This is a genomic window from Enterococcus sp. AMC1157, assembly GCF_058216555.1.
In genome coordinates this window covers 209509-230406 of the sequence record NZ_CM177099.1, presented here as the reverse complement: position 1 = coordinate 230406, position 20898 = coordinate 209509, and the positions used below count along the sequence as shown (strand labels likewise).

Genomic DNA, 20898 nt, shown 5'->3' with positions numbered 1-20898 from the left:
TAACTGTAGCATAATCTATTTGAAAAAAGCAATCGAATTGTCAGAATTTAATCAATATTTCAAAGAAACTTCGCAATTGTGAAATTTTGTCACGAAATTATTATTTTTTTCTTAATATACTTTATTTAAATATTTGGTGTTTTTTAAAGAAAAAATGTATAAAAAGCTCACTGAACAGCCATTTTCCTGTTCAGTGAGCTACGTTTAATTCTATTCTTGTTCCATTGTAACTACTGTTTTTTCATCGTATCGATTTTCTAAAGCTTGAACAACTTCTTTGTTTCCTTGCTTAGTTGCCATTGTGTCATTAATAAGTCCAACTAAATCCAGACCTGTCGTTTCTTTGATTGTTTCAAAGGTACGTGCAAGACCTGCTTGACCCATTTCATGGATACCATCACCGCCACCAAAACTAACAACTTTTTCGATATTACTAATTGGTGCGTTCACTTCTTTAGCAATTTCTGGCAATACTTTGATGAATTCCATCAAAATACCCGCTTCATTTAGTTTTTGTAAAGCAACTGCCATTTTTTCTTTACTTTCGGCTTCGGCTTGTCCAACTTTCGCAATTTTATCTGCTTCTGCAGCCCCGATTTGTTCAATTCGACGAGCTTCTGCTTCAGCTGCTAAACGAACTTTTTCGGCTTCTGCTTCTGCTTTAGCGATTTCACGAGCTTTATCCGCCAAGGCATTTTGTTCTGCAACATATTTGTCTGCTTCAGCTTTTTTACGCAAGGTTGCATTTAATTCTTTTTCGCTTAATTCCGCTTGTTTATCTTGAATCTCAATATTTTTTTCTTGTTCAATTAAGCGAACTTTCATTTTTTCACCAGTGGCGATCTGTTCTGCTTTTGCCACTGCCACATCTTGTTCTTGTTTGTATTGTGCTTGTTTTAATTGCATTTCTTTTGTTGCTTCAGAAATTTCTGTTCTACGACGAATTTCTTCATGTTGAGCTAACTGCTCATTTTCTGCTTGTTTGATACGGGTTTCTCTTAAAGCATTTGATTCAGCTACTTCAGCATTTTTCTTTACTTCCGCAATTTGTGGTCGTCCTAAGGCATCTAGATACCCATTAGGATCCGTCACATCTTTAATCGTAAACGACACAATTTCTAAGCCCATTTTTCTTAAATCTGTGGAAGCCACTTCTTGCACTTGTTCCGCAAAATCATCACGATTTTTATAAATTGCTTCAACAGTCATCGTTCCTAAAATGGCGCGTAAGTGACCTTCTAATACTTCTTGTGCTTCGTCTTCTAATTCACTAGTTGATTTTCCTAAGTATTGTTCAGCAGCTGTTTTAATTGACTCTTCGCTGTTACCAACTTTAACTAATACTGTTGCACTTGCTAAAATGGGAACCCCTTGCTCGGTATAAACTTCCGGCGTACCAATCTCTAATTTATGAGTCAACAAACTTAATTTATGTGCTTTTTGAACGATTGGAATGACAAAGGTTCCGCTATTTTTAAGAATTTTAATACCTTCTTTTCCTAAAAATGAACCTGTAACAATTAAAGCTTCATCGGGTTTTCCGATCCGATAACGTACCATCAAAAAGGACAAAACTGCGACAAAGACTATGACTCCCCAAAAAATTGGGCTTCCTAAAAACTCTAACACATTTACCACACTCCTATTTCTTATGATTATTTTTAATGACTAGTGCAACACCTTGCTCATCAAAATCAACAATGATTACACTTGTACCAGTAGGCAGATAGACATCATTTTTCCGATCTTCTTCCCTAAAAAGCTTAGCCGGATAAGAAGAAATGGCTGTCCCGCTTCCAACATCTATGACCTCTCCGATTGAATAACCACAAACACGAGTTGTGAGTTCACCTAGAAGATAATCATCTTTCGTTAAGGCGTTACTTTTATTTTTATCCGTCAATACGTTGTAAAATAACATCAACGGGAAAAATAACAATGAAAACATTAAGTACAAAATAAAAACAACTAAAAGCATTAGGATTACCCAAACTAAAAATCGAACAAATAATGATTCTGTTTGTAACCAAGAGATATTTTCCATAAAACTTCGATACATCGGTAATCCTCCTTTGGTTATTCTATACTATAATGATATCGCATACAGCGCTTCACTTCAATGAAATTTCAAAAGATACATCTTAAGTCGTAGAAAGATGATGTTATCTTAACCATTGAAGGACAAATAAAATATTGAAAAATGACAAATTCCCTTAGCGATTTTTACCATTCACCACAAACTTGACGCTTCACTGCGAGAGAGTCTTGCTTAGGTCAGCCCGGAACCGCTCCAAGCCCGTAGTCTTGTAGCTTTCAAGCTTCACACGCCCAGTAACCAATTAATTGGCAACTGGGCGTAGTTCACATTGAATTCTTGACGTGGCGACAACGCAAGCCTCGCTCTGCGTTGCGCTGAAAATTGATTAACAGGCGATATCTAATGCAACAATTTCTGACATTATTTTTACCGCAAGCAGTTAACCTACAGAAATGTTGGAAGAATCTAGCGTAACGAAACCTTCACCGTGAAAGAAAAGCCAATGTGAACTGTTTTGAATCACTACGATTGACTTGCGTAGCAAGACAGAGTAGATGATGAAAAATACCTACTTGGTACTGTAACTTAGCACTACGATTAGTTACAGTTTGAAGCTTGACAGACTGGAGACTATCGTCTCCAGTTGTTCCCACGGTCGACAAAAACAGAATTCGTCAGGTAAGCCTAGCGCATGTATTAGAAAGATAATTGTTATTCCCTTATAGAACTTTTTGAGATGGATCCGTTGCTTTCTTACAAATTTTTGGACCTATTTCTATTTTTGTTTTGCTTTATAAGCAAAGAGACTCTCCCCATTTGATTGGCAAGAGTCTCGTCTTAAATTATTTATTAATTTCAGCTTTTTTGTTTTCCAAGCTTTCTAACGCTCGGTTAGCAATCGCTTCATAGCGGGATTTTTTATCTCTAATACGTTCTGGCAATTCTGGGAATAATCCAAAGTTGGCATTCATTGGCTGGAAATGTTTGCCTGATGCATGTGTAATATAATACGCCATGCTTCCAATCGCTGTTTCTTGTGGGAACGTAATTGGTTCTTCTCCCTTCGCTAAACGAGCTGCATTGATTCCTGCAACTAATCCACTAGCTGCACTTTCCACGTATCCTTCTACCCCTGTCATTTGACCAGCGAAAAATAAGTCTTCTCTTGAACGAGATTGGTAAGTTTCTTGCAATAATTCTGGTGAATTCATAAAGCTATTACGATGCATCACACCATAACGAACAATCTCTGCATTTTCTAAACCTGGAATCATACGGAAAACGCGTTTTTGTTCTCCCCATTTCAAATGAGTTTGGAAACCAACAATATTATATAAAGTTGCCACAGCATTGTCTTGACGTAATTGAATAACCGCAAAAGGACGTTTGCCTGTTTTAGGATCTTCTAAACCAACTGGTTTCATCGGTCCAAATAACATAGTTTTACGCCCACGTTTTGCCATCACTTCGATTGGCATACAGCCTTCGAAGAATTTTTCTTTTTCAAATTCTTTCAGTGGTGCAACTTCCGCGCTGACTAATGCATCATAAAAAGCATCAAATTCTTCTTCAGTCATCGGACAATTTAGGTAGGCTGCTTCCCCTTTGTCATAACGTGATTTCAAGTAAACTTTATCCATATCAATTGTTGATTTATCAATAATTGGCGCAGCAGCATCATAAAAATAGAAGCCTTCTGAACCATTAAAATCTTTAATCGCTTGGGCTAAAGGTGCTGAAGTCAATGGACCTGTTGCAACAATTGTAATCCCCTCAGGAATTTCAGTAATTTCTTCTGCCACAACCGTCACCAAAGGATGTTCTTTAACTCTCTTAGTGATTAATTCAGAAAAAGAATCTCGGTCAACTGCTAAAGCTCCACCTGCTGGAACAGCCGTTTCATCAGCAGAAGTAATAATAACTGAATCTAATCGGCGCATTTCCTCTTTTAACACACCTACTGCATTTGCTAAACTATTCCCTCGTAAAGAGTTGGAACAGACTAATTCTGCAAAGTTGCCTGTGTGATGAGCCTCTGTGGATTTGACTGGACGCATTTCAAATAGATTAACTGGAACACCCGCTTGAGCAATTTGCCAAGCAGCCTCACTTCCGGCTAATCCTGCTCCGATGACGTTTACTGTTTTCATAACAATCTCCTTATAAAAAAACAATCCTATCTTTTTTCGTTTTTACATAACAAATTGACTAATCAATTGAAGACAGGATTGTTTCTGGTTTATTTTTGTATATTTTCTTCGTAGTCACCATTAGGACAAATTATTTGTTTTCCACCTTTGACTTTTTTCTCTACCAAATAGTGGTCACATTTTGGACAATTACGTCCAACTGGTCTATCCCAAGAAGTAAATTCACATTCTGGATAACGATCACAACCATAGAAAATACGATTTTTCTTAGATTTTCTTTCAATTACTTGACCTTTATGACAAATCGGACAAGGTACTCCAATTTCTTTTACAATTGGTTTAGTATTACGACAATCAGGAAAATTACTGCAGGCATAAAATTTACCATATCTACCTAATTTAATCACCATCGGATGACCACATAGGTCGCAATCAAATCCAGCTGGTTCATCTTTAATTTGAATTTTTTCAATTTTTTCTTCGGCATTCTCTAATTCTTTTACAAATGGACGATAAAATTGATCAACCACTTTGATCCACTCTTCTTTTCCATCTTCGACTTCATCTAAATTATTTTCCATTTCCGCTGTAAAATGTACATCAACAATTTGTGGGAAGAAATCTTCAATCAATGTATTAACAATTTCACCCAATTCAGTTGGTTCGAATCGTTTTTGAGCTAATTTCACATAATAACGTCGTTGAATGGTTTCTATAGTTGGCGCATAGGTTGATGGACGACCCACACCGTTTTCTTCCAGTGTTCGAATTAATGTCGCTTCACTAAAACGCGCTGGTGGTTGCGTGAAATGTTGTTTTGGTTCAATATCAACTGACTCAACAATTTCACCAACTTCTAAATCAGGCAGAATGTTTTCTTTGTCTTCCTTACCATCATCGCGACCTTCCACGTAAACCTGCATAAAACCTTTAAATTTTATTTTTGATCCGTTCGCAATAAAACGAACACCATTTTGATCTAAGGTCACTTTCATTGTGTCTAAAATTGCTGGGGTCATTTGACTAGCAACAAAACGAGACCAAATCAACGTATAAAGTTTTAATTGATCTTTGTCTAGGAATTTTTTCATTTCATCTGGTGTTCGCAAAGCACTTGTTGGACGAATCGCCTCATGAGCATCTTGGGCACCTTGAGCATTTTTTAGCTTTTTACCGCCATGAGCCGCAAATTCCTTACCAAAGGTTGAATCGATATAATCTGTAACTTCTGCTTTGGCTGTATCTGAAATACGCTTGGAATCGGTACGCATATAGGTAATCAGACCGACTGTTCCTTGACGACCCAAAGCAATTCCTTCATACAATTGTTGGGCTACCATCATGGTCTTTCTCGTACGGAAATTCAGTTTACGAGCTGCTTCTTGTTGTAAGCTACTTGTTGTAAAAGGTGCTGCCGGATTACGTTTACGTTCTTTCTTTTCAACATTTTTTACTTCATATTCTTTTCCTGTGATTCTCTGAGTAACTTCTTTGACACTTTCGGCATTAGGTAATTTTTTCTTTTTTCCATCCACACCCCAGAAGTTTGCCTTAAACTTTTTACGACCTTTTTTAAAGTTTCCGTCAATACTCCAGTATTCTTCTGGCTTAAAGTTACGGATTTCTTTTTCTCGGTCAATAATAATTTTTAATGCGACTGATTGAACACGGCCAGCACTCAAACCTTTTTTCACTTTACGCCATAAAATCGGACTAATAGAATAACCTACCAATCGATCCAATACGCGTCGTGCTTGTTGGGCATCCACTAAATCTACATCAATTGTTCGAGGTTCCTTAAAGGCTGCTTTAACCGCATCTTTGGTAATTTCATTAAAGACTACTCGATTTTTTTCAGTTAAGTCTAATCCTAATAAATGTGCTAAATGCCAGGCAATGGCTTCCCCTTCTCTATCCGGGTCACTTGCGAGGTAAACTTTTTCTGCTTTTTTAGCTGCAGAACGTAGACCTTTGATTACATCGCCTTTACCACGAATCGAAATATAATGAGGTTCATAATTATTTTCTACATCAATCCCCATTTTACTTTTAGGTAGATCACGAATATGTCCTACACTAGCAACTACTTTATAATTACGACCAAGATACTTCTCAATCGTTTTTGCTTTCGCTGGTGATTCTACAATCACCAAATATTTATAGGCCATGCATAAATGGCTCCTTCCCAAAAAATTTTCCTACTATATAATATGCCTGTTTGATAACAACAAATCGTAGCTTATCATATCCATTAGAAATTCGTTTGTCAAGAACCGCGATTAAAAATTTAGCGAAAAACAAATCAAAACTCAGGTAATTCTTCTAAAATATCTTGAATAGAATAGACGCATTTTGCTCCATCTTGGATTAAACGATGACAACCATTTGAACGTTCATTAATAATATCTCCAGGTATAGCAAATACTTCCCTACCATATTCCAAGGCTAACTGTGCCGTGATCAAAGAGCCACTTCTTTCCTTGGCTTCAATCACACAAGTCCCCATTGAAAGTCCTGCAATAATCCGGTTACGCATCGGAAAATGGTGTCTAAGTATTGGAGTTCCTTTAGGGTACTCACTTAAAATTAAATGGTTTTTAATCATTTCAATAAACAAATAACCCACTTCTCTTGGATAACATGTATCTAAACCACAACCAATGACTCCAATCGTTTTGCCGCCAGCACGAATCGTCATTTCATGGGTATATTGATCCACGCCTCTTGCTAAACCGCTGATTAAGACAAATTGCCGAGCAACAATTTGTGGAATAAATTTATGCAAAATTTGTCCAGCATAAACAGAAGCATCTCTAGCTCCTACAACAGCAAGTTTATTTTTCTTTAAAAGATCAATGTCTCCAAGATAAAATAAAATTAAAGGGGCTTGATAAAGATGTTCAAATTCTTTTGGATACTTTGAAGAACGCCAAGTGATAAATTGTTGCTCTTTGATTTGTTCATCCAACCATTTAGGATCTATTCTAGACCAACTTTCTCGAAAATTATCTTGATGTTTCTGAATGCCAGCAATTCGAATCATTTCATCAACTGTAAAAAGACTTTTCCCAGTCTTTTCTGAGAAAGCAACGATTTTCCATTTCCCACTTATTCCAATACCTTTACAGTAAGTTAATTTAAAAATTAACTTTTCTAAGCTACTTAATGAATGAATGTCCATAACTTCTCCTCCTTTTCTATTTAAAATACGCAAAAAAGACTTTTTTACATTAAAAACTTGAGTCAATTCTCAAAAACGTATATGATGTAAACTGTGTATTATTGTCTTAACTTATAGATAAATCAGTTATAAACAAGGAGTGAACATCATGGCCATTCAATGGTTCCCCGGGCATATGGCAAAAGCCCGTAGAGAAGTGAGTGAGAAATTAAAATTCGTCGATATTGTTTTTGAATTAGTCGATGGACGTTTACCTATTTCCTCACGAAACCCAATGCTAGATCAAATTTTACAACAAAAGCCTCGCTTAGTTTTAATCAATAAAGCCGATTTAAGTGACCCACAACAAACAAAACATTGGGAAAATTATTTTACAAGCAAGGGATATTTTGTGTTAGCAATCAACGCTCAAGACAATAAAGGAGTAAAAAATATTGTTCCTAAGTGTAAAGAAGCATTAAAAGAAAAGATTGAAAGAGACCGTACTCGTGGCTTAAAACCTCGAGCAATTCGTGCGATGGTTATTGGTATTCCCAATGTTGGTAAGTCTACTTTATTAAATCGCTTAGCAGGGAAAAAAGTCGCTCAGACTGGAAATAAACCTGGTGTGACAAAAGGACAACAATGGCTACGCTACGGAAATGATTTGGAGCTTTTAGATACTCCAGGAATTTTATGGCCCAAATTTGAAGATCAAGAAATCGGCAGAAAACTAGCGCTAACCGGTGCAATTAAAGACCAGCTTCTACATCTTGATGACATTGCAATTTATGGATTAGATTTTTTTGCTCGCTACTATCCTAGTCAATTACAAAATCGCTATCAACTAACCGATGATGAGATGACTTTGTTAGCTCCTGATTTGTTAATGCGTATTACTGAAAAGCAAGGTTTCCGCGATGATTATCAACGAGGAAGCGAGCGAGTAATCTATGATATTCGCCAAGGAAAACTAGGTCGTTATACCTTAGATCGGTACGAAGAAGGTCTAAATGATGAAGAGTGAATCCATCGCTGCCATTAAACTAAAATTAGCAGATATTTCTACTCTGGAAGATCCCTATATCCAAACATTGCGACAAGATAATCGTCAGGGAGTACAAAAACTTCTCCTACAGTTAGAAAAGCGTTTTGCTAAAGAAATGGCTCTAAAAGAAAAATTTTTAGAGATGCAAGAGTTTGAATTGGCAGGCTATCAAAATGGTTATCAATTTATTGCAGGCATTGATGAAGTCGGTCGTGGTCCATTAGCAGGTCCAGTGGTTTCAGCCGCTGTTATTTTACCAAAAGATATCGAAATTTTAGGCTTAAATGATTCAAAACAGCTTTCAGAACAAAAAAGAAATCAATTAGCTGAATCAATAAAAAAACAAGCTTTAAGTATAGGTATTGGTATTGTTTCTCCGGCAGAAATTGACAAAATCAACATTTATCAAGCAAGTAAAGTAGCTATGATGCAAGCTGTCGCTAACTTGAATGTTCAACCAGATTACTTATTGATTGATGCAATGAATCTAGATTTAGCAATTCCTCAAGAAAAACTAATCAAAGGGGATGCTCGTTCCAATTCAATTGCTGCTGCGAGCATTATTGCTAAAGTTTATCGGGATGAATTAATGAAAGAATACCATGAACAATATCCTCATTATGGATTTAATAAAAATGCTGGATATGGTACAAAACTTCATTTGGATGGTTTAAAAGATTATGGAATTACCCCCATTCATCGGCTAACTTTTGCTCCTGTTAAAAACTATCTGTAAAATACTAAAAGCCTAGATAAAAAACCTCCAAGTTCTCCTTTTTATAAGGAAAATTTGGAGGTTTCTTTTAATTGCAACCTATTTTAATACTATCGTAAATAACTAGATTTACTTAACTATCAATGTAGAATAAGGAGGAACTGTCACTGTTTGATTATTGATTGTTCCTTCCTCGCCATTGATAGATAATTGATCGACAATGGTTAACTTTTCATACGATTCAGGTAAATCGAAAGTTACAGTATCGTTTTGTGAAAAATTGTGAATCACTAATACTTCATGTTCTTCGTGAGTATAACTTAAAGCAGTTAAACTACGAGGATTGGTCGGAATCAGTTGAACTTCCCCTCGTCCAATCAAAGGATGGTTAGCTTTAATGCGTAACAATCGCTGATACCAACTTAGTAAAGAATCTGGATTCGCTAACTGTTCTTCCACCGTGCCACCATCTGTTTCACTGGAAACTGTTGCATTTGCTGGTGGATTTGGTTGTCCTTCTTCTGATACATTAAACATCATTGGCAAGCGTTTATTTTCATCAATCCCACTCCCAGTCATCCCAATTTCTTCTCCGTAATAAATAAAAGGATTTCCTGGTAATAGTAAATACGCACTTGCTGCCATTTTCTTTTGTTCAAGCGTATCAAATAGTTCTGCCGATCGATTATTATCATGATTCGCTAAGAAAACCGCATCGATAGCATCAGGATTTTGAGCTTTAATTATTTCATTCCATTGTGTAGCTTTTAATCCTAAACGTTTGCCATCTTGTGATTTAACTGTTTCACTAATATCACCTAAACCACTTCCTTGAGACATCGGAAAGTTAAAGAAACTATCAATTCCACTTGCATAAAAAGCTTCAATGATATCATTTGATTCCCATGCTTCTCCAACTAAATAAGCCTGTTCATCATACTCTTTAACCATCGTAGAAAACCAGTCTAAAAATTCAACATTTTTTTCGGTATCATTTTCAAAAAAGTGACTGGTTGCATCTAATCTAAAACCAGCAACTCCCTTGTCTAACCAAAATTCAGAAATATCTTTAATTTCATCTCTAACTTCAGGGTTGGCTAAATTTAAATCTGGCATCCCTGACCAAAAACGACTTTCATAATACCAGCCATTGGCTAATTTGGTGTAGCCAGTCTGTGCTTCTTGTGAAAAATTATAATAATCACGATACTTTAATTCTTCTTCCGTTGCATCTTCTTCAAAGCTAGCTAAAGCACTTTGAAACCAAGGATGTTCACTAGAAGAATGATTAACAACCAAATCAATAATGATTCCAATATCTCGTTGATCCGCTTCGTCAATTAAGGTTTCAAAATCTTCCATCGTACCAAATTCAGGATCAATTTCGTAGTAATCAACAACATCATATTTATGATAACTAGGTGATGGCATAATTGGAGTCAACCAAAGACCATTAATTTTTAAATCTTCCGTAGATTCTTCATCTCCTGTATTTAAGTAATCTAATTTCTCGGTAATTCCAGCCAAATCTCCCAAGCCGTCTTGATTACTATCGTAAAAACTTCCTACAAAAATTTGGTAAAAATTACGATGTAAATCAGAATCCTCTACTTGAAAATCATCCTGAGTTGATGATTGGCAAGCAGTCAATGTTAGTAAACTAAATAAAGATAATATAACTAGCCATTTTTTCATTATAACTCCCCTTTCTTTAATTTTAGAATAACATACTTACCGCTTTAACGAAATCGCTTGCATAAAAGTTGCATTAAAAACTTTAGATTGCGTAAATCATTCATCAAAAAAATAAAATTTAATAAAAAATGTTGCTAGAAAACCGAACAGTTTTCTAGCAACATTTTTTAAATAAATTTTATATGAGGAAATGGGTAATAAACCAAACGGGCAATACCAAAGATATCATCTACAGAAATTGCACCAAATGAACGACTATCTTTTGAAGCTCTTCGATTGTCGCCAATAACAAAATAACTATCTTTTCCTAACTTTTCTACACCCATTAATTCCTCAAATTGAAAATCAGCAGTAACTGGAATCGTATCCTCATTCTCTGCAATTTTCTCCTCTAAAAAGGGTTCAACAACAATTTCTCCATTAATAAACAACTGATCATCTTGATAACTAACCGATTCGCCAGGTAAACCAATTACTCGTTTAATATAAGTTGTGCCATCAGCTAATTGAAAGACAACAATATCAAATCTTTTAATGGCTGACATCTTCTCGACAACAACCATATCTCCTTGGCTCAATGTCTCCTCCATGGAATTTCCCTCCACTGGTAATGGAATTAAGAGAAAGCCACGGATTAACAATGTTAAGGTTCCAGCAACGAAACTGTATTTTACAATCATCCATAATGTTTCAAAAATTTTTTCTTTTGTCCAAGTGCGCTCTTCTATTTTCATCTTATTCATTCTTCCGTCAGTACTTCAACAGCTTTGTCATACATTTGGTCAGTTTCTCGTAAGTGTTCTGTAATTGCACGCTCAATTCTAAGTGCTGTTTCAGCATCTACTTCACCTGTGACCGTCAATTCTTCTTTTGTTTGAAACTCTTGAACTGCTAATCTAGTTGCTTCTGTGTATTGATTACCTTCAACCTCATATCCTAAAACACCTAAAAAAGTATTCAATGTTTCAATAGAATCTGCTTCGTCTCCTTCTTTAAAGATCCGATCTTTGGGCAGAGGGGCTAAATAAGCATAATCAGGGAAATCAACTTCAATTGAAGGTTCTAGCCCTCCATCATTTACCCATTCTCCATCCGGTGTCAGCCATTTTTGAACGGTCATTTTAATTTCACTTTGATCGCCAAAACCATTAACTGATTGTACAGTACCTTTTCCGAAAGTTCGTGTACCAATTATTGGAATATTCCCAGATTCTTTTAAGGCTGCCGCAAAAATTTCTGAGGCAGAAGCACTTCCTCCATCAACTAAAACTACTACTGGTTCCGTAACTTTGAAGCCACCGTCTAGTTCTGTAGAGGCTTCGCTTTTTCCGATAATTTCATCTTGATTTGAAAATTGGACAATCGTTTTTCCATCTTCTAAGAACATACTTGCCATAATTTCTACTTGATTTAAATAACCACCAGGGTTTTGGCGCAAATCAATAGAAAATGAATTGGCTCCTGCTTCTCTCAAATCAGTAATAGCTTGTTGCAATTCTTTTGCTGTACTTTCATTAAAACTGCTAATTTGAATTTTACCAATTTTATGAGCGTCATCTAATTCTGAATGCAAGGAAGCAATCGGAATTTTGCCTCGAGTAATTGTCACATCAAAAACTTCTGAATTCCGTTCAATGGTTAAAGTTACGTCGGTTCCCTTTTCGCCACGGATCGTTAAAACAATTTCATTTAATGTTTTTCCAGTTGTTTCTTCGCCATCAACTTTTAAAATTTTGTCATGCAAATGCAAACCTGCTTTTTCAGCTGGACTATCTTTAATTGGTGCTTGTGCGACTTCTGGAAGTTTATCTACCATTGTTAAAGTTGCACCAATTCCTTCGAAGCTATCTGATAAAGACTGTGCCAACTCCTGAGCTTCATCTTTTCCTAGGTAAGTAGTATACGGATCGTCTAAAGCCTCTGTCATTCCTCTTAAGGCACCTTCAACTAACTGATCTTTATCAACTTCTGTATAATAATTGCTTTGTAAGGATTCATACAAAGCATGTATTTTTTCTAATTCATCATTTGTTTCTTCAGTTTCTCTAACAAGAATTGGTTCATTCATTGCAGTATACACTGCACCTCCAGAGATGACTGCCACACAAATCAACGAAATAAGATATTGATGAAATGGTACTTGTCTTTTATCCATGGCTCTCTCCTTCTATATATCGTTTTTCTAGTTACCATCATACCACAACAAAAAGAAGCCTCAAAAGACTTTCTTTTAGGCTTCAGAATTTGTTATCAATTATTGATTATTTTCTAGATACTTTTGCCAAATTGCATCAAATAGATCCATATTTTCCAAATAATCCACATTCAATTCTAAGTAACTTGAAATATCCTCGTAATCATCTGAATGTTTAGGGAATTGAATATCATGACTAGCATGGGTTGCAAAGATTTGTTCTTCATCTAGATAACTTGGTCCCTTTAATGTCATCAAATATTGGTAAAAACTTCTTCTCATGCTCTCACCATTTCTCTTTTAAGAAAGAGTCACGCAAAGCATGATTTCGTGCAAAATTTGCAGGATTTTTCTTATAATAATCTTGATGATACAACTCCGCAGGATAAAAAGTTTCTGATGGTTCAATAGTTGTGACAATCTCTTTATCAAAGCGACCAGAATCTTGTAAAGCTTGTTTACTTTCTTCAGCTACCTTTTTTTGTTCCTCATTAAAATAGAAGATGACTGGACGATAATTATCTCCACGGTCTTGGAATTGACCAAAGGCATCTGTTGGATCTGTTTGTTGCCAGTAAATTTCAACCAAGTCTTTAAAAGAAATCACTTCTGGATCAAAAATTATTTCTATTGCTTCTGTATGTCCTGTCGTTCCACTGCATACTTGTTCATAGGTAGGATTTTCTACGTGTCCTGCTGTATAGCCTGATAGTACTGATTTGATTCCTGGTTGTTCGTCAAAAGGTTGCACCATACACCAAAAACAACCTCCTGCAAAAATCGCTCTTTCCATCCCAATCACTCCTCGTTATAGTTCTATTCACTGTATCTTTATTCTTCGGAGGTTTCTGACCTCTCAGGTAAATATAAGCTCACTTGAATCTCATCATCAACTAGATTAATTCGATCAGCTTTGATGAAAAGACCGTTTTGCATTCGAAATTGATCTAAACGAATAAAGACCCGTTCTTCATCTGGCTCGATTTCGATCCATTCTGGTAGACTAGCGTTTCGTTGAATCATTTTCATGACTTCTTTTATTGGAACACCTAATGTACCAATCGACAAACTTTTCGCTCGTAATTGAATATTTCCATCGTCCATCACATAGGGATCAAAATAAAGATAGAAGGTCACTGGAAATCCTAAAATTTTAAACTCACCTGTTAATAGTGCTTCGTTTTGTAAGATAAAATCATAGGTGATTTCTGAATCTTTTTGGTATTCATCCAAGTAAAAATCAATCAACGAATTAATTTGTTCCTTGTTGCTTCGAATATTTAAAACGGGTTGCCCTTCTCTTTCAACTAAAGGGGGAATTTCATTTTGGATCAATTCTCTTTCTTCTGTTATTCTCGAAAAAATAAAGGCACTTCCTGCAAGAACAAATGCGATTACTGCGAAAAAAGCAATTTTCCATTTATTCGCTTTTGAAAAGTATTGTAGCACATTTTTCCCAAAAGATTTAGTATTCTTTTCCATCTTTTTTCCTCCACATCTAAGTAAATGTTCCTATTCACAGCTACTTTTTTAATCCATTCGCTACACTACACAACGAATTCTGCTTTTGTCAATCGAGGGACCAACTGGAGTCTACAGACTTATAGCGGTTCCGGGCTGACCTAAGCAAGCCTCTCTCGCAGTGAAGCATCAAGTTTGCTGTGAACAGTAACCAGTTATTCTTAATTTCAAGACATCAAATTTGTAATGCAAACGAATCAATTTTCAAGCAACCATTCTGTTTGTGTACGTGAAATTTCATCTTTAATTACTCTTGCCATCAATTGGTAACCTAAATGATTCGGGTGAAAATGATCTTTTTCATAAAGCGCAGTATTTTTAACAACGTTTAAGTCATTTCCAGTTCCTTCTTGAATGTCTTCATCCTCTACCTCATTGACCAAGCCGGCAGTAATTACTTGATTAACTGGAATAAAATAGGTATTTGATTGTTCAGAAATAATCTCTTCCGTTCCAGTGTTCCAATTATTAACAATGGTCTGCATATCAGTAATTTCAGGAAAATTGACATAAAATGGATTATAAATCCCAACAACATAGATTGGAGCTTCTGGATTTAATGTTCGAATTTCCTCTAAAAGTTCGGTTAATTGTTCTTGATATTTAGCCAAGGGTTTTTCAAAGGTTTTAATAGATAAACCAAAAATATTTCTTTGAACAACACGCATCAAATCATTACCGCCTACGGTTAAAGTAATAATATCTGAAGTACTAATGTTATTTCTTAAATCTTCCTGCTCTTTCAGTCGTTTCAAAATTTGTTCGCTACGATTTCCTGTCACACCAAAATTCTCAATTTCCACTGTTCTTAATTTAAATTCTTCTTGTAAAGAATTAGCAACCATCGGTACAAAACCACCTTGACCAGATTCATCCCCAATACCTTCTGTTAAGGAATCTCCTAGAGCAGTAAAACGAATTGTTTCTTTTTGCTGACTCTGAGTGGTTGTAGCTACCTCTGTTTCTAGCCGAGAAGTTGCTTTTGGAAAACTTATTTGAAAGATGAAAAAGAAAAATAAAGACAATAAAAATACACCTATTATTGATAAAGTGATTTGTTTAGTTTTCATGTCTACTCCTTCTTTATAAAGTTTTATATATTTGTTATTAGTGCTGATTGAATTATATAGTTTTTTTTATAGAGTTCAAAATATATTGATTCCGCTAACTTTTACCATAAAATTTCTTATCTCAAGATTCAAAAAAAGCTATCGCTTCCTTATAGGGATTCACGCGATAGCTTTAGTGTTTTCTTACTAAAATCTATTCAGAATAATACATAATCGCAAAAGCACCTTCACCTGTATGTGTAGCAATAATTGGTGTGGTATGCAATAGGTTAATATCCATTTTAGGGTAAATATCTTGTAATTCTCGTTTAAATTTCTCAGCTTGTTCTAATCCACCTGCGTATGAAATGCCAATTTGTTTGATTTGAGGATTACTTTTTAATTCATTTTTTAATTCATCAAACCATTTATTAAAAGTTTTTGTTCCTCGTCCTTTAACAATTGGAAGCAATTCTGCATTCTTTAATTCCATGATTACGCGCATATTTAAAAAACTAGAAATTAAACCAGTTGCTCGGCTAATTCTACCACCTTTAACAAGATTTTCTAGCGTAGATAGACCAATAAATAATTTTGTGTTGCTTAATAGTTTCTTAATGACTTCTAAAACTTCTTTAGCAGATTTACCTTCTTGAGCCATTTCTGCCGCTCGAATCACAGCAAAGGATAACGCTTGATCCGTAAAGTCTGTTTCAAACACAGTCACTTCACTTTTAGAAAGATTACTAGCTTGTCTAGCAGCTTCCACGGTACCGCTTAACGCTTTTGTCATATGAATCGATAACACTTCACTACCATCTTTGCCTAGTTCATCATAAAGTTGAGCAAATTCCCCAATTGGTGGTTGACTTGTTTTTGGTAGTTCTTTGGATCGTGACATCATATCCATAAAACTTTCACCTGTTAAATTTTCGTCATCCGGATATACAACACCATCTATCATAACTGATAATGGCACTACGTGTATATCTAACGCCTCTTTAACGCTTTGTTTCATTGTACATGATGAATCAGTAACTATCTTAAGTTTTCCCATTCTTCTTCCACTCTCTCTTTAAAACTGTCTATGATTTGTGTTAGAATAACATAAAATCAATTCTTATAATTAGTATAACAGACAGAAATTGATTTTTCATCTATTTCCAAACGAAAAGAGGTCGCTTTATGGAAACTTCCAAATTTACACGTAAATACAATATTGTTAACGAAGTACTCAATGCAGTTACACACGGAATTGGACTAGGCTTAAGCATTGCCGGTTTGGTAATTTTACTTGTAAAAGGCGCGAGGTTGGGTTCTGCGATGCATATCGTTTCTTACGCAATTTATGGATCAACCTTGATTCTTTTATTTTTATTTTCGACACTTTTTCATAGTTTAATTTTTACTAAAGCCAAAATTGTTTTCCGGGTTTTTGACCACTCTTCCATCTTTTTATTGATTGCTGGAAGTTATACACCCTTTTGTTTGTTAAGTATTAAAGGATGGTTAGGTTGGACCTTATTCGGACTCATTTGGACCTTAGCAATTGGTGGTGTGGTTTACAAATCGATTACTTTACACCGCAAAGAAACCATCTCGCAAGTCTCTACTGTAATTTACATTGTGATGGGTTGGTTATGTGTGATAGCTTTTGTCCCTTTGATTCGTTCATTAGGAATTATGGGTACTTCTTTATTGGCCGGCGGAGGTGTCGCTTACACAGTAGGAGCGTATTTCTATAGCATTAAAAATATTCGCTTTATGCATGTCGTTTGGCATATTTTTGTAATGTTAGGTGCTGGACTAATGTACTTTTCAATTTTATTTTACACTTAAACAAAAAACACTTAGCTGACTAATCAGTTAAGTGTTTTTTGATATCGTTCAAAACGATGGAAATGGCTATTTTTTTCATCGACTATCCCCGATTGTGAGTCTACTAGTTTCCAGTCATGCCAATCAATCTCTGGAAAATACGTATCTCCTTGAAAGTTTCCTTCAATTACCGTCCGATACAACTCTTCACAATACGGAATAAATTCGCGATAGATAAGCGATCCCCCAGTAATCCAAACAATATCTTCTTGCTGTTCAGCGTAGGAAAGCACATCTTCTTTTGAGTGCATCACTAAGATTTGTTCATTTTGGTAATTTTTATCTCGAGTTAAAACAATTGTTTTTCGATTGGGTAACGGACGACCACCCATTCCTTCAAAAGTTTTTCTTCCCATGACAATTGTATGATGTAAAGTTTTTTCTTTAAAATAACGCAAATCAGCTGGTAAATGCCAAGGAAGTTGGGCATCTTTTCCAATTAATCCAGACTCATCTTGAGCCCAAATAGCAGCTAGCATAGAGTGGTCTCCTTTCATTACACAGCAATCGGTGCTTTAATTGTTGGGTGTGGTTGATATCCTTCGACACGTATGTCTTCCATCTCAAAATCAAAAATTGATTGCTTCTCTTCATTTAAGATAAGTGTTGGTGCTTGTCTTACTTCTCTAGATAATTGCTCTTTCATTTGCTCAAAATGGTTATTATAGAGATGTGCATCCCCAAGAGTATGAACAAAATCACCTACTTTTAGTCCAGTTTCATGGGCAACTAAATGCGTTAATAATGCATAACTGGCAATATTAAAAGGAACACCCAAGAAAACATCCGCACTTCGCTGATATAATTGACAGCTCAGACGACCATCATTCACATAAAATTGAAACATCGTATGGCAAGGGGGCAAGGCCATGGTTGGCACGTCTTCAGGATTCCAAGCAGAAACAATTAACCGTCTAGAATCAGGTGTAGTTTTAATCATTTCTATTACTTCTCTGATTTGATCAATAAAACCGCCCTTGGATGTTTCCCAATGTCGCCATTGATACCCATAAACTTTCCCTAAATCGCCGTGTTTTAAGGCAAATGCTTCATCATCAATGACTTTTTGACAAAACGTCTCTAGTTCTACTTGATATTGCTCGTTAAAAGCTTCATCCACTAAAGAACGACGACCAAAATCCGTCATATCTGGTCCCTGATAATCCGCACTTTTTATATAACGATCAAAAGCCCATTCATCCCAAATATGATTGTTGTGTTGTAAAAGATAGCGAATATTGGTGTCTCCTTTTAAAAACCAAAGCAGTTCACTTTTGATTAAACCAAAAGGAACACGTTTAGTAGTCAATAACGGAAAACCTTGACTTAAATCAAAACGCATTTGATGGCCAAAAATACTTTTAGTACCTGTACCAGTACGATCTCCTTTTTGATTACCTTCTTCAAGAATTTTTCTTCCCAATTCTAGATAAGCTTGTTCCATTTCTTCTCCACCTTTTTTATTGTCTATCAATTATCAGCTAATTCACTTAAATATTCCCAACGTTCCATTTTGATTTCCAATTGTGATTCAGCTTCATTTATCTGATTTTGTAGTTCTTGCAAGCGTGTAAAATTATCTCCTTGATGATTCATTTCTTCTGTCAAAGATTCTACACTTTCTTCCAATTCAGCAATTTCGTCCTCAATGGTCTCCCATTCTTTTTTCTCCATATAACTCAATTTTTTCTTTTTAGATTCTGTTGGTGCTGGAGTAGGCGCTGCTTTTGGTTTGAATGAAATCTCTTTGGGTTGTTCTTGCAAATACTCATTAATCGAGCCAAAATAACTGTCAATTTTCCCTTTGCCCTTAAAGATCAATAATTTTTCTGCCACTTTATCTAAAAAATAGCGATCATGAGAAACTGTAATCACAGCACCAGGAAAAGACTCTAAGTAATCTTCCAAAACTGTCAATGTGTCAATATCCAAATCGTTGGTAGGTTCATCTAATAATAAGACATTTGGTTGACCAATTAATAATTTTAGCAGATATAAGCGACGTCTTTCACCACCAGAAAGTTTACCGATTTTTGTTCCATGCATAAAACGAGGAAACAAAAAACGTTCAAGCATTTCTGCTACACTGATTTGTGACCCATCACTTCGACGAACTTCTTCGGCAGCTTCTTGTAAGTAAGCAATCATACGTTGCTCAGGATTCATTTCTTCATTTTGTTGAGTATAATACGCTAAACGAACGGTTTCACCTGCGATTAATTCTCCTGCATCTAATTTTAATCGACCGGTCAAAATATTTAATAGGGTTGATTTACCTGCACCATTTTCTCCAGTAATTCCTAAACGCTCTCTGGATTGAATTAGTAAGTCAAAATCAGAAAGAATTTTTTTATTTTCTATTTGAAATTCGCCATTTTTAATTTCTAAGACTTTTTTACCTAAACGTTTGGTGGCAATATCAATCTCAACTTCGCCATTGTTTTTGACTTGATGAAGATTTTCTTTTAAGTCTTCAAAACGATTGATACGCGCTTGTTGTTTTGTTGTACGAGCTTTTGCACCAGCACGCATCCAGGCTAATTCTTGTTTGTATAATTGCTTACGCTTTTGTTCCTGTTCATTTTCCACACGATCTCTTTCAGCACGTTCTAATACATAAGCTTCATAGTTTCCTTGATATTCATGCAATTGACCAAAAGAAAGCTCAAAGATTCGATTCGTTACTCGATCTAAAAAGTAGCGATCATGGGTAACCATCAATAAGGCTCCTCGGTACTGATTTAAATATCCCTCTAACCATTGAATCGCTTTATAATCTAAATGGTTCGTTGGTTCATCTAACAATAATAAATCGGGCTCATCAATTAATACTTGAGCTAAGCCAACTCTTTTTTGTTGTCCACCTGATAACTCACCCATCCGTTTGTGTAATTGACTAATCCCTAATTTTTGTAAAATAATTTTGGCATTTGTATCTGCTAACCACGCATCTTTTTCATTCATGGCTTCTTCAGCTAAAGTGTATTCTCGTTGTACCGAGCTATCTTCACCATTTGATTCCAAAGCCAATAATGCTTGTTCATATCTTTTAACGGTTTTTAATTGTTCACTTTCACCTTGAAAAACAGTCTCTAATACACTTTGATTTTCATCAAACATCGTTGCTTGTGATAAATACCCTATACGATAATCACTTGGATAAAAGACCGTCTGACGATCACCATCGCCACTTTCTTTTCCAGATAAGATCGATAATAGACTTGTTTTCCCGGTTCCATTCACACCAATCAGACCTACACGATCTTTTTCGTGAATCAAAAAGGAAATCTGATCAAAAAGCGTTTTATCTCCGTAAGTTTTTATCAACTCACTTACTTTTAATTCCTTCACAGAAACTCCTCCATTTCCTTCCGTTATTGTAACATAAAAATAGAAGAACTATCATTGAGAATCAGAGCAAAATTAAAAATCTAGTTCCTTTGTACATAA

General features: G+C 35.5%; 19 protein-coding genes. 3 read left to right on the top strand and 16 right to left on the bottom strand.

Going from position 1 to position 20898, the window contains the following annotated elements; translation table 11 throughout:
- Window positions 1-210: 210 nt before the first annotated feature.
- The 5 genes from AC4BBX_RS01155 to dprA form a co-directional block, all read right to left on the bottom strand.
- On the bottom strand, window positions 211-1629 hold the full coding sequence (locus tag AC4BBX_RS01155) for a flotillin family protein (protein WP_490454654.1): 1419 nt from the start codon (window positions 1627-1629) through the stop codon (window positions 211-213).
- A 13-nt stretch (window positions 1630-1642) separates the two neighbouring features.
- Window positions 1643-2059 (bottom strand): hypothetical protein, encoded by a 417-nt coding sequence (locus tag AC4BBX_RS01150; RefSeq protein WP_490454653.1) that lies wholly within the window; start codon window positions 2057-2059, stop codon window positions 1643-1645.
- Between the two features lie 821 nt (window positions 2060-2880).
- Window positions 2881-4188, bottom strand: coding sequence for an FADH(2)-oxidizing methylenetetrahydrofolate--tRNA-(uracil(54)-C(5))-methyltransferase TrmFO (trmFO, locus tag AC4BBX_RS01145; protein ID WP_490454652.1), 1308 nt, complete (start codon window positions 4186-4188; stop codon window positions 2881-2883).
- Window positions 4189-4277: 89 nt separating this feature from the next.
- Window positions 4278-6356 (bottom strand): type I DNA topoisomerase, encoded by a 2079-nt coding sequence (gene topA, locus AC4BBX_RS01140; RefSeq protein WP_490454651.1) that lies wholly within the window; start codon window positions 6354-6356, stop codon window positions 4278-4280.
- Window positions 6357-6490: 134 nt separating this feature from the next.
- The gene (gene dprA / locus AC4BBX_RS01135; RefSeq protein WP_490454650.1) at window positions 6491-7369 is read right to left on the bottom strand and encodes a DNA-processing protein DprA; all 879 of its coding nucleotides are present in this window, start codon (window positions 7367-7369) and stop codon (window positions 6491-6493) included.
- Window positions 7370-7517: 148 nt separating this feature from the next.
- On the opposite strand from dprA, the gene ylqF reads away from it, so the two are divergent.
- Complete coding sequence (ylqF, locus tag AC4BBX_RS01130; RefSeq protein WP_490454649.1) at window positions 7518-8375, top strand: ribosome biogenesis GTPase YlqF; 858 nt, start codon at window positions 7518-7520, stop codon at window positions 8373-8375.
- Entirely contained in the window at window positions 8365-9132 is a 768-nt protein-coding gene (gene rnhB, locus AC4BBX_RS01125; protein ID WP_490455734.1) for a ribonuclease HII, read from the top strand. The genes ylqF and rnhB overlap by 11 nt, the downstream gene beginning before the upstream one ends.
- Window positions 9133-9240: 108 nt before the next feature.
- Here the strand turns inward: rnhB and AC4BBX_RS01120 are convergent, their stop codons facing one another.
- The 8 genes from AC4BBX_RS01120 to AC4BBX_RS01085 form a co-directional block, all read right to left on the bottom strand.
- Complete coding sequence (locus tag AC4BBX_RS01120) at window positions 9241-10806, bottom strand: alpha-amylase family glycosyl hydrolase (protein ID WP_490454648.1); 1566 nt, start codon at window positions 10804-10806, stop codon at window positions 9241-9243.
- Window positions 10807-10973: 167 nt separating this feature from the next.
- Window positions 10974-11540 (bottom strand): signal peptidase I, encoded by a 567-nt coding sequence (gene lepB / locus AC4BBX_RS01115; RefSeq protein ID WP_490454647.1) that lies wholly within the window; start codon window positions 11538-11540, stop codon window positions 10974-10976.
- Between the two features lie 5 nt (window positions 11541-11545).
- Entirely contained in the window at window positions 11546-12961 is a 1416-nt protein-coding gene (locus tag AC4BBX_RS01110) for a S41 family peptidase (RefSeq protein ID WP_490454646.1), read from the bottom strand.
- A gap of 99 nt (window positions 12962-13060) precedes the next feature.
- Window positions 13061-13282 carry a YozE family protein gene (locus AC4BBX_RS01105; RefSeq protein WP_490454645.1) on the bottom strand — a complete coding sequence of 74 codons (222 nt, stop codon included), beginning with the start codon at window positions 13280-13282 and terminating at the stop codon, window positions 13061-13063.
- Between the two features lie 4 nt (window positions 13283-13286).
- Window positions 13287-13793 carry a peptide-methionine (S)-S-oxide reductase MsrA gene (msrA, locus tag AC4BBX_RS01100; RefSeq protein WP_490454644.1) on the bottom strand — a complete coding sequence of 169 codons (507 nt, stop codon included), beginning with the start codon at window positions 13791-13793 and terminating at the stop codon, window positions 13287-13289.
- A 38-nt stretch (window positions 13794-13831) separates the two neighbouring features.
- A complete protein-coding gene (locus AC4BBX_RS01095; protein WP_490454643.1) occupies window positions 13832-14482 on the bottom strand; it encodes a YpmS family protein in 651 nt (216 codons plus the stop codon).
- Window positions 14483-14718: 236 nt separating this feature from the next.
- On the bottom strand, window positions 14719-15591 hold the full coding sequence (locus tag AC4BBX_RS01090; RefSeq protein ID WP_490454642.1) for an SGNH/GDSL hydrolase family protein: 873 nt from the start codon (window positions 15589-15591) through the stop codon (window positions 14719-14721).
- Between the two features lie 193 nt (window positions 15592-15784).
- A complete protein-coding gene (locus AC4BBX_RS01085; protein WP_490454641.1) occupies window positions 15785-16627 on the bottom strand; it encodes a DegV family protein in 843 nt (280 codons plus the stop codon).
- Window positions 16628-16755: 128 nt separating this feature from the next.
- Between AC4BBX_RS01085 and trhA the strand changes: the two genes are divergently transcribed.
- Window positions 16756-17409, top strand: a complete 654-nt coding sequence (trhA, locus tag AC4BBX_RS01080; protein WP_490454640.1) for a PAQR family membrane homeostasis protein TrhA — start codon at window positions 16756-16758, stop codon at window positions 17407-17409.
- Between the two features lie 23 nt (window positions 17410-17432).
- On the opposite strand, the gene AC4BBX_RS01075 is transcribed toward trhA, so the two are convergent.
- From AC4BBX_RS01075 to AC4BBX_RS01065, 3 genes are read right to left on the bottom strand one after another with little or no spacing between them, the layout of a single operon-like run.
- Window positions 17433-17927 carry a dihydrofolate reductase gene (locus AC4BBX_RS01075; protein ID WP_490454639.1) on the bottom strand — a complete coding sequence of 165 codons (495 nt, stop codon included), beginning with the start codon at window positions 17925-17927 and terminating at the stop codon, window positions 17433-17435.
- Between the two features lie 17 nt (window positions 17928-17944).
- Complete coding sequence (locus AC4BBX_RS01070) at window positions 17945-18892, bottom strand: thymidylate synthase (RefSeq protein WP_490454638.1); 948 nt, start codon at window positions 18890-18892, stop codon at window positions 17945-17947.
- Window positions 18893-18918: 26 nt separating this feature from the next.
- Complete coding sequence (locus tag AC4BBX_RS01065) at window positions 18919-20799, bottom strand: ABC-F family ATP-binding cassette domain-containing protein (protein WP_490454637.1); 1881 nt, start codon at window positions 20797-20799, stop codon at window positions 18919-18921.
- Between the last annotated feature and the right edge of the window lie 99 nt (window positions 20800-20898).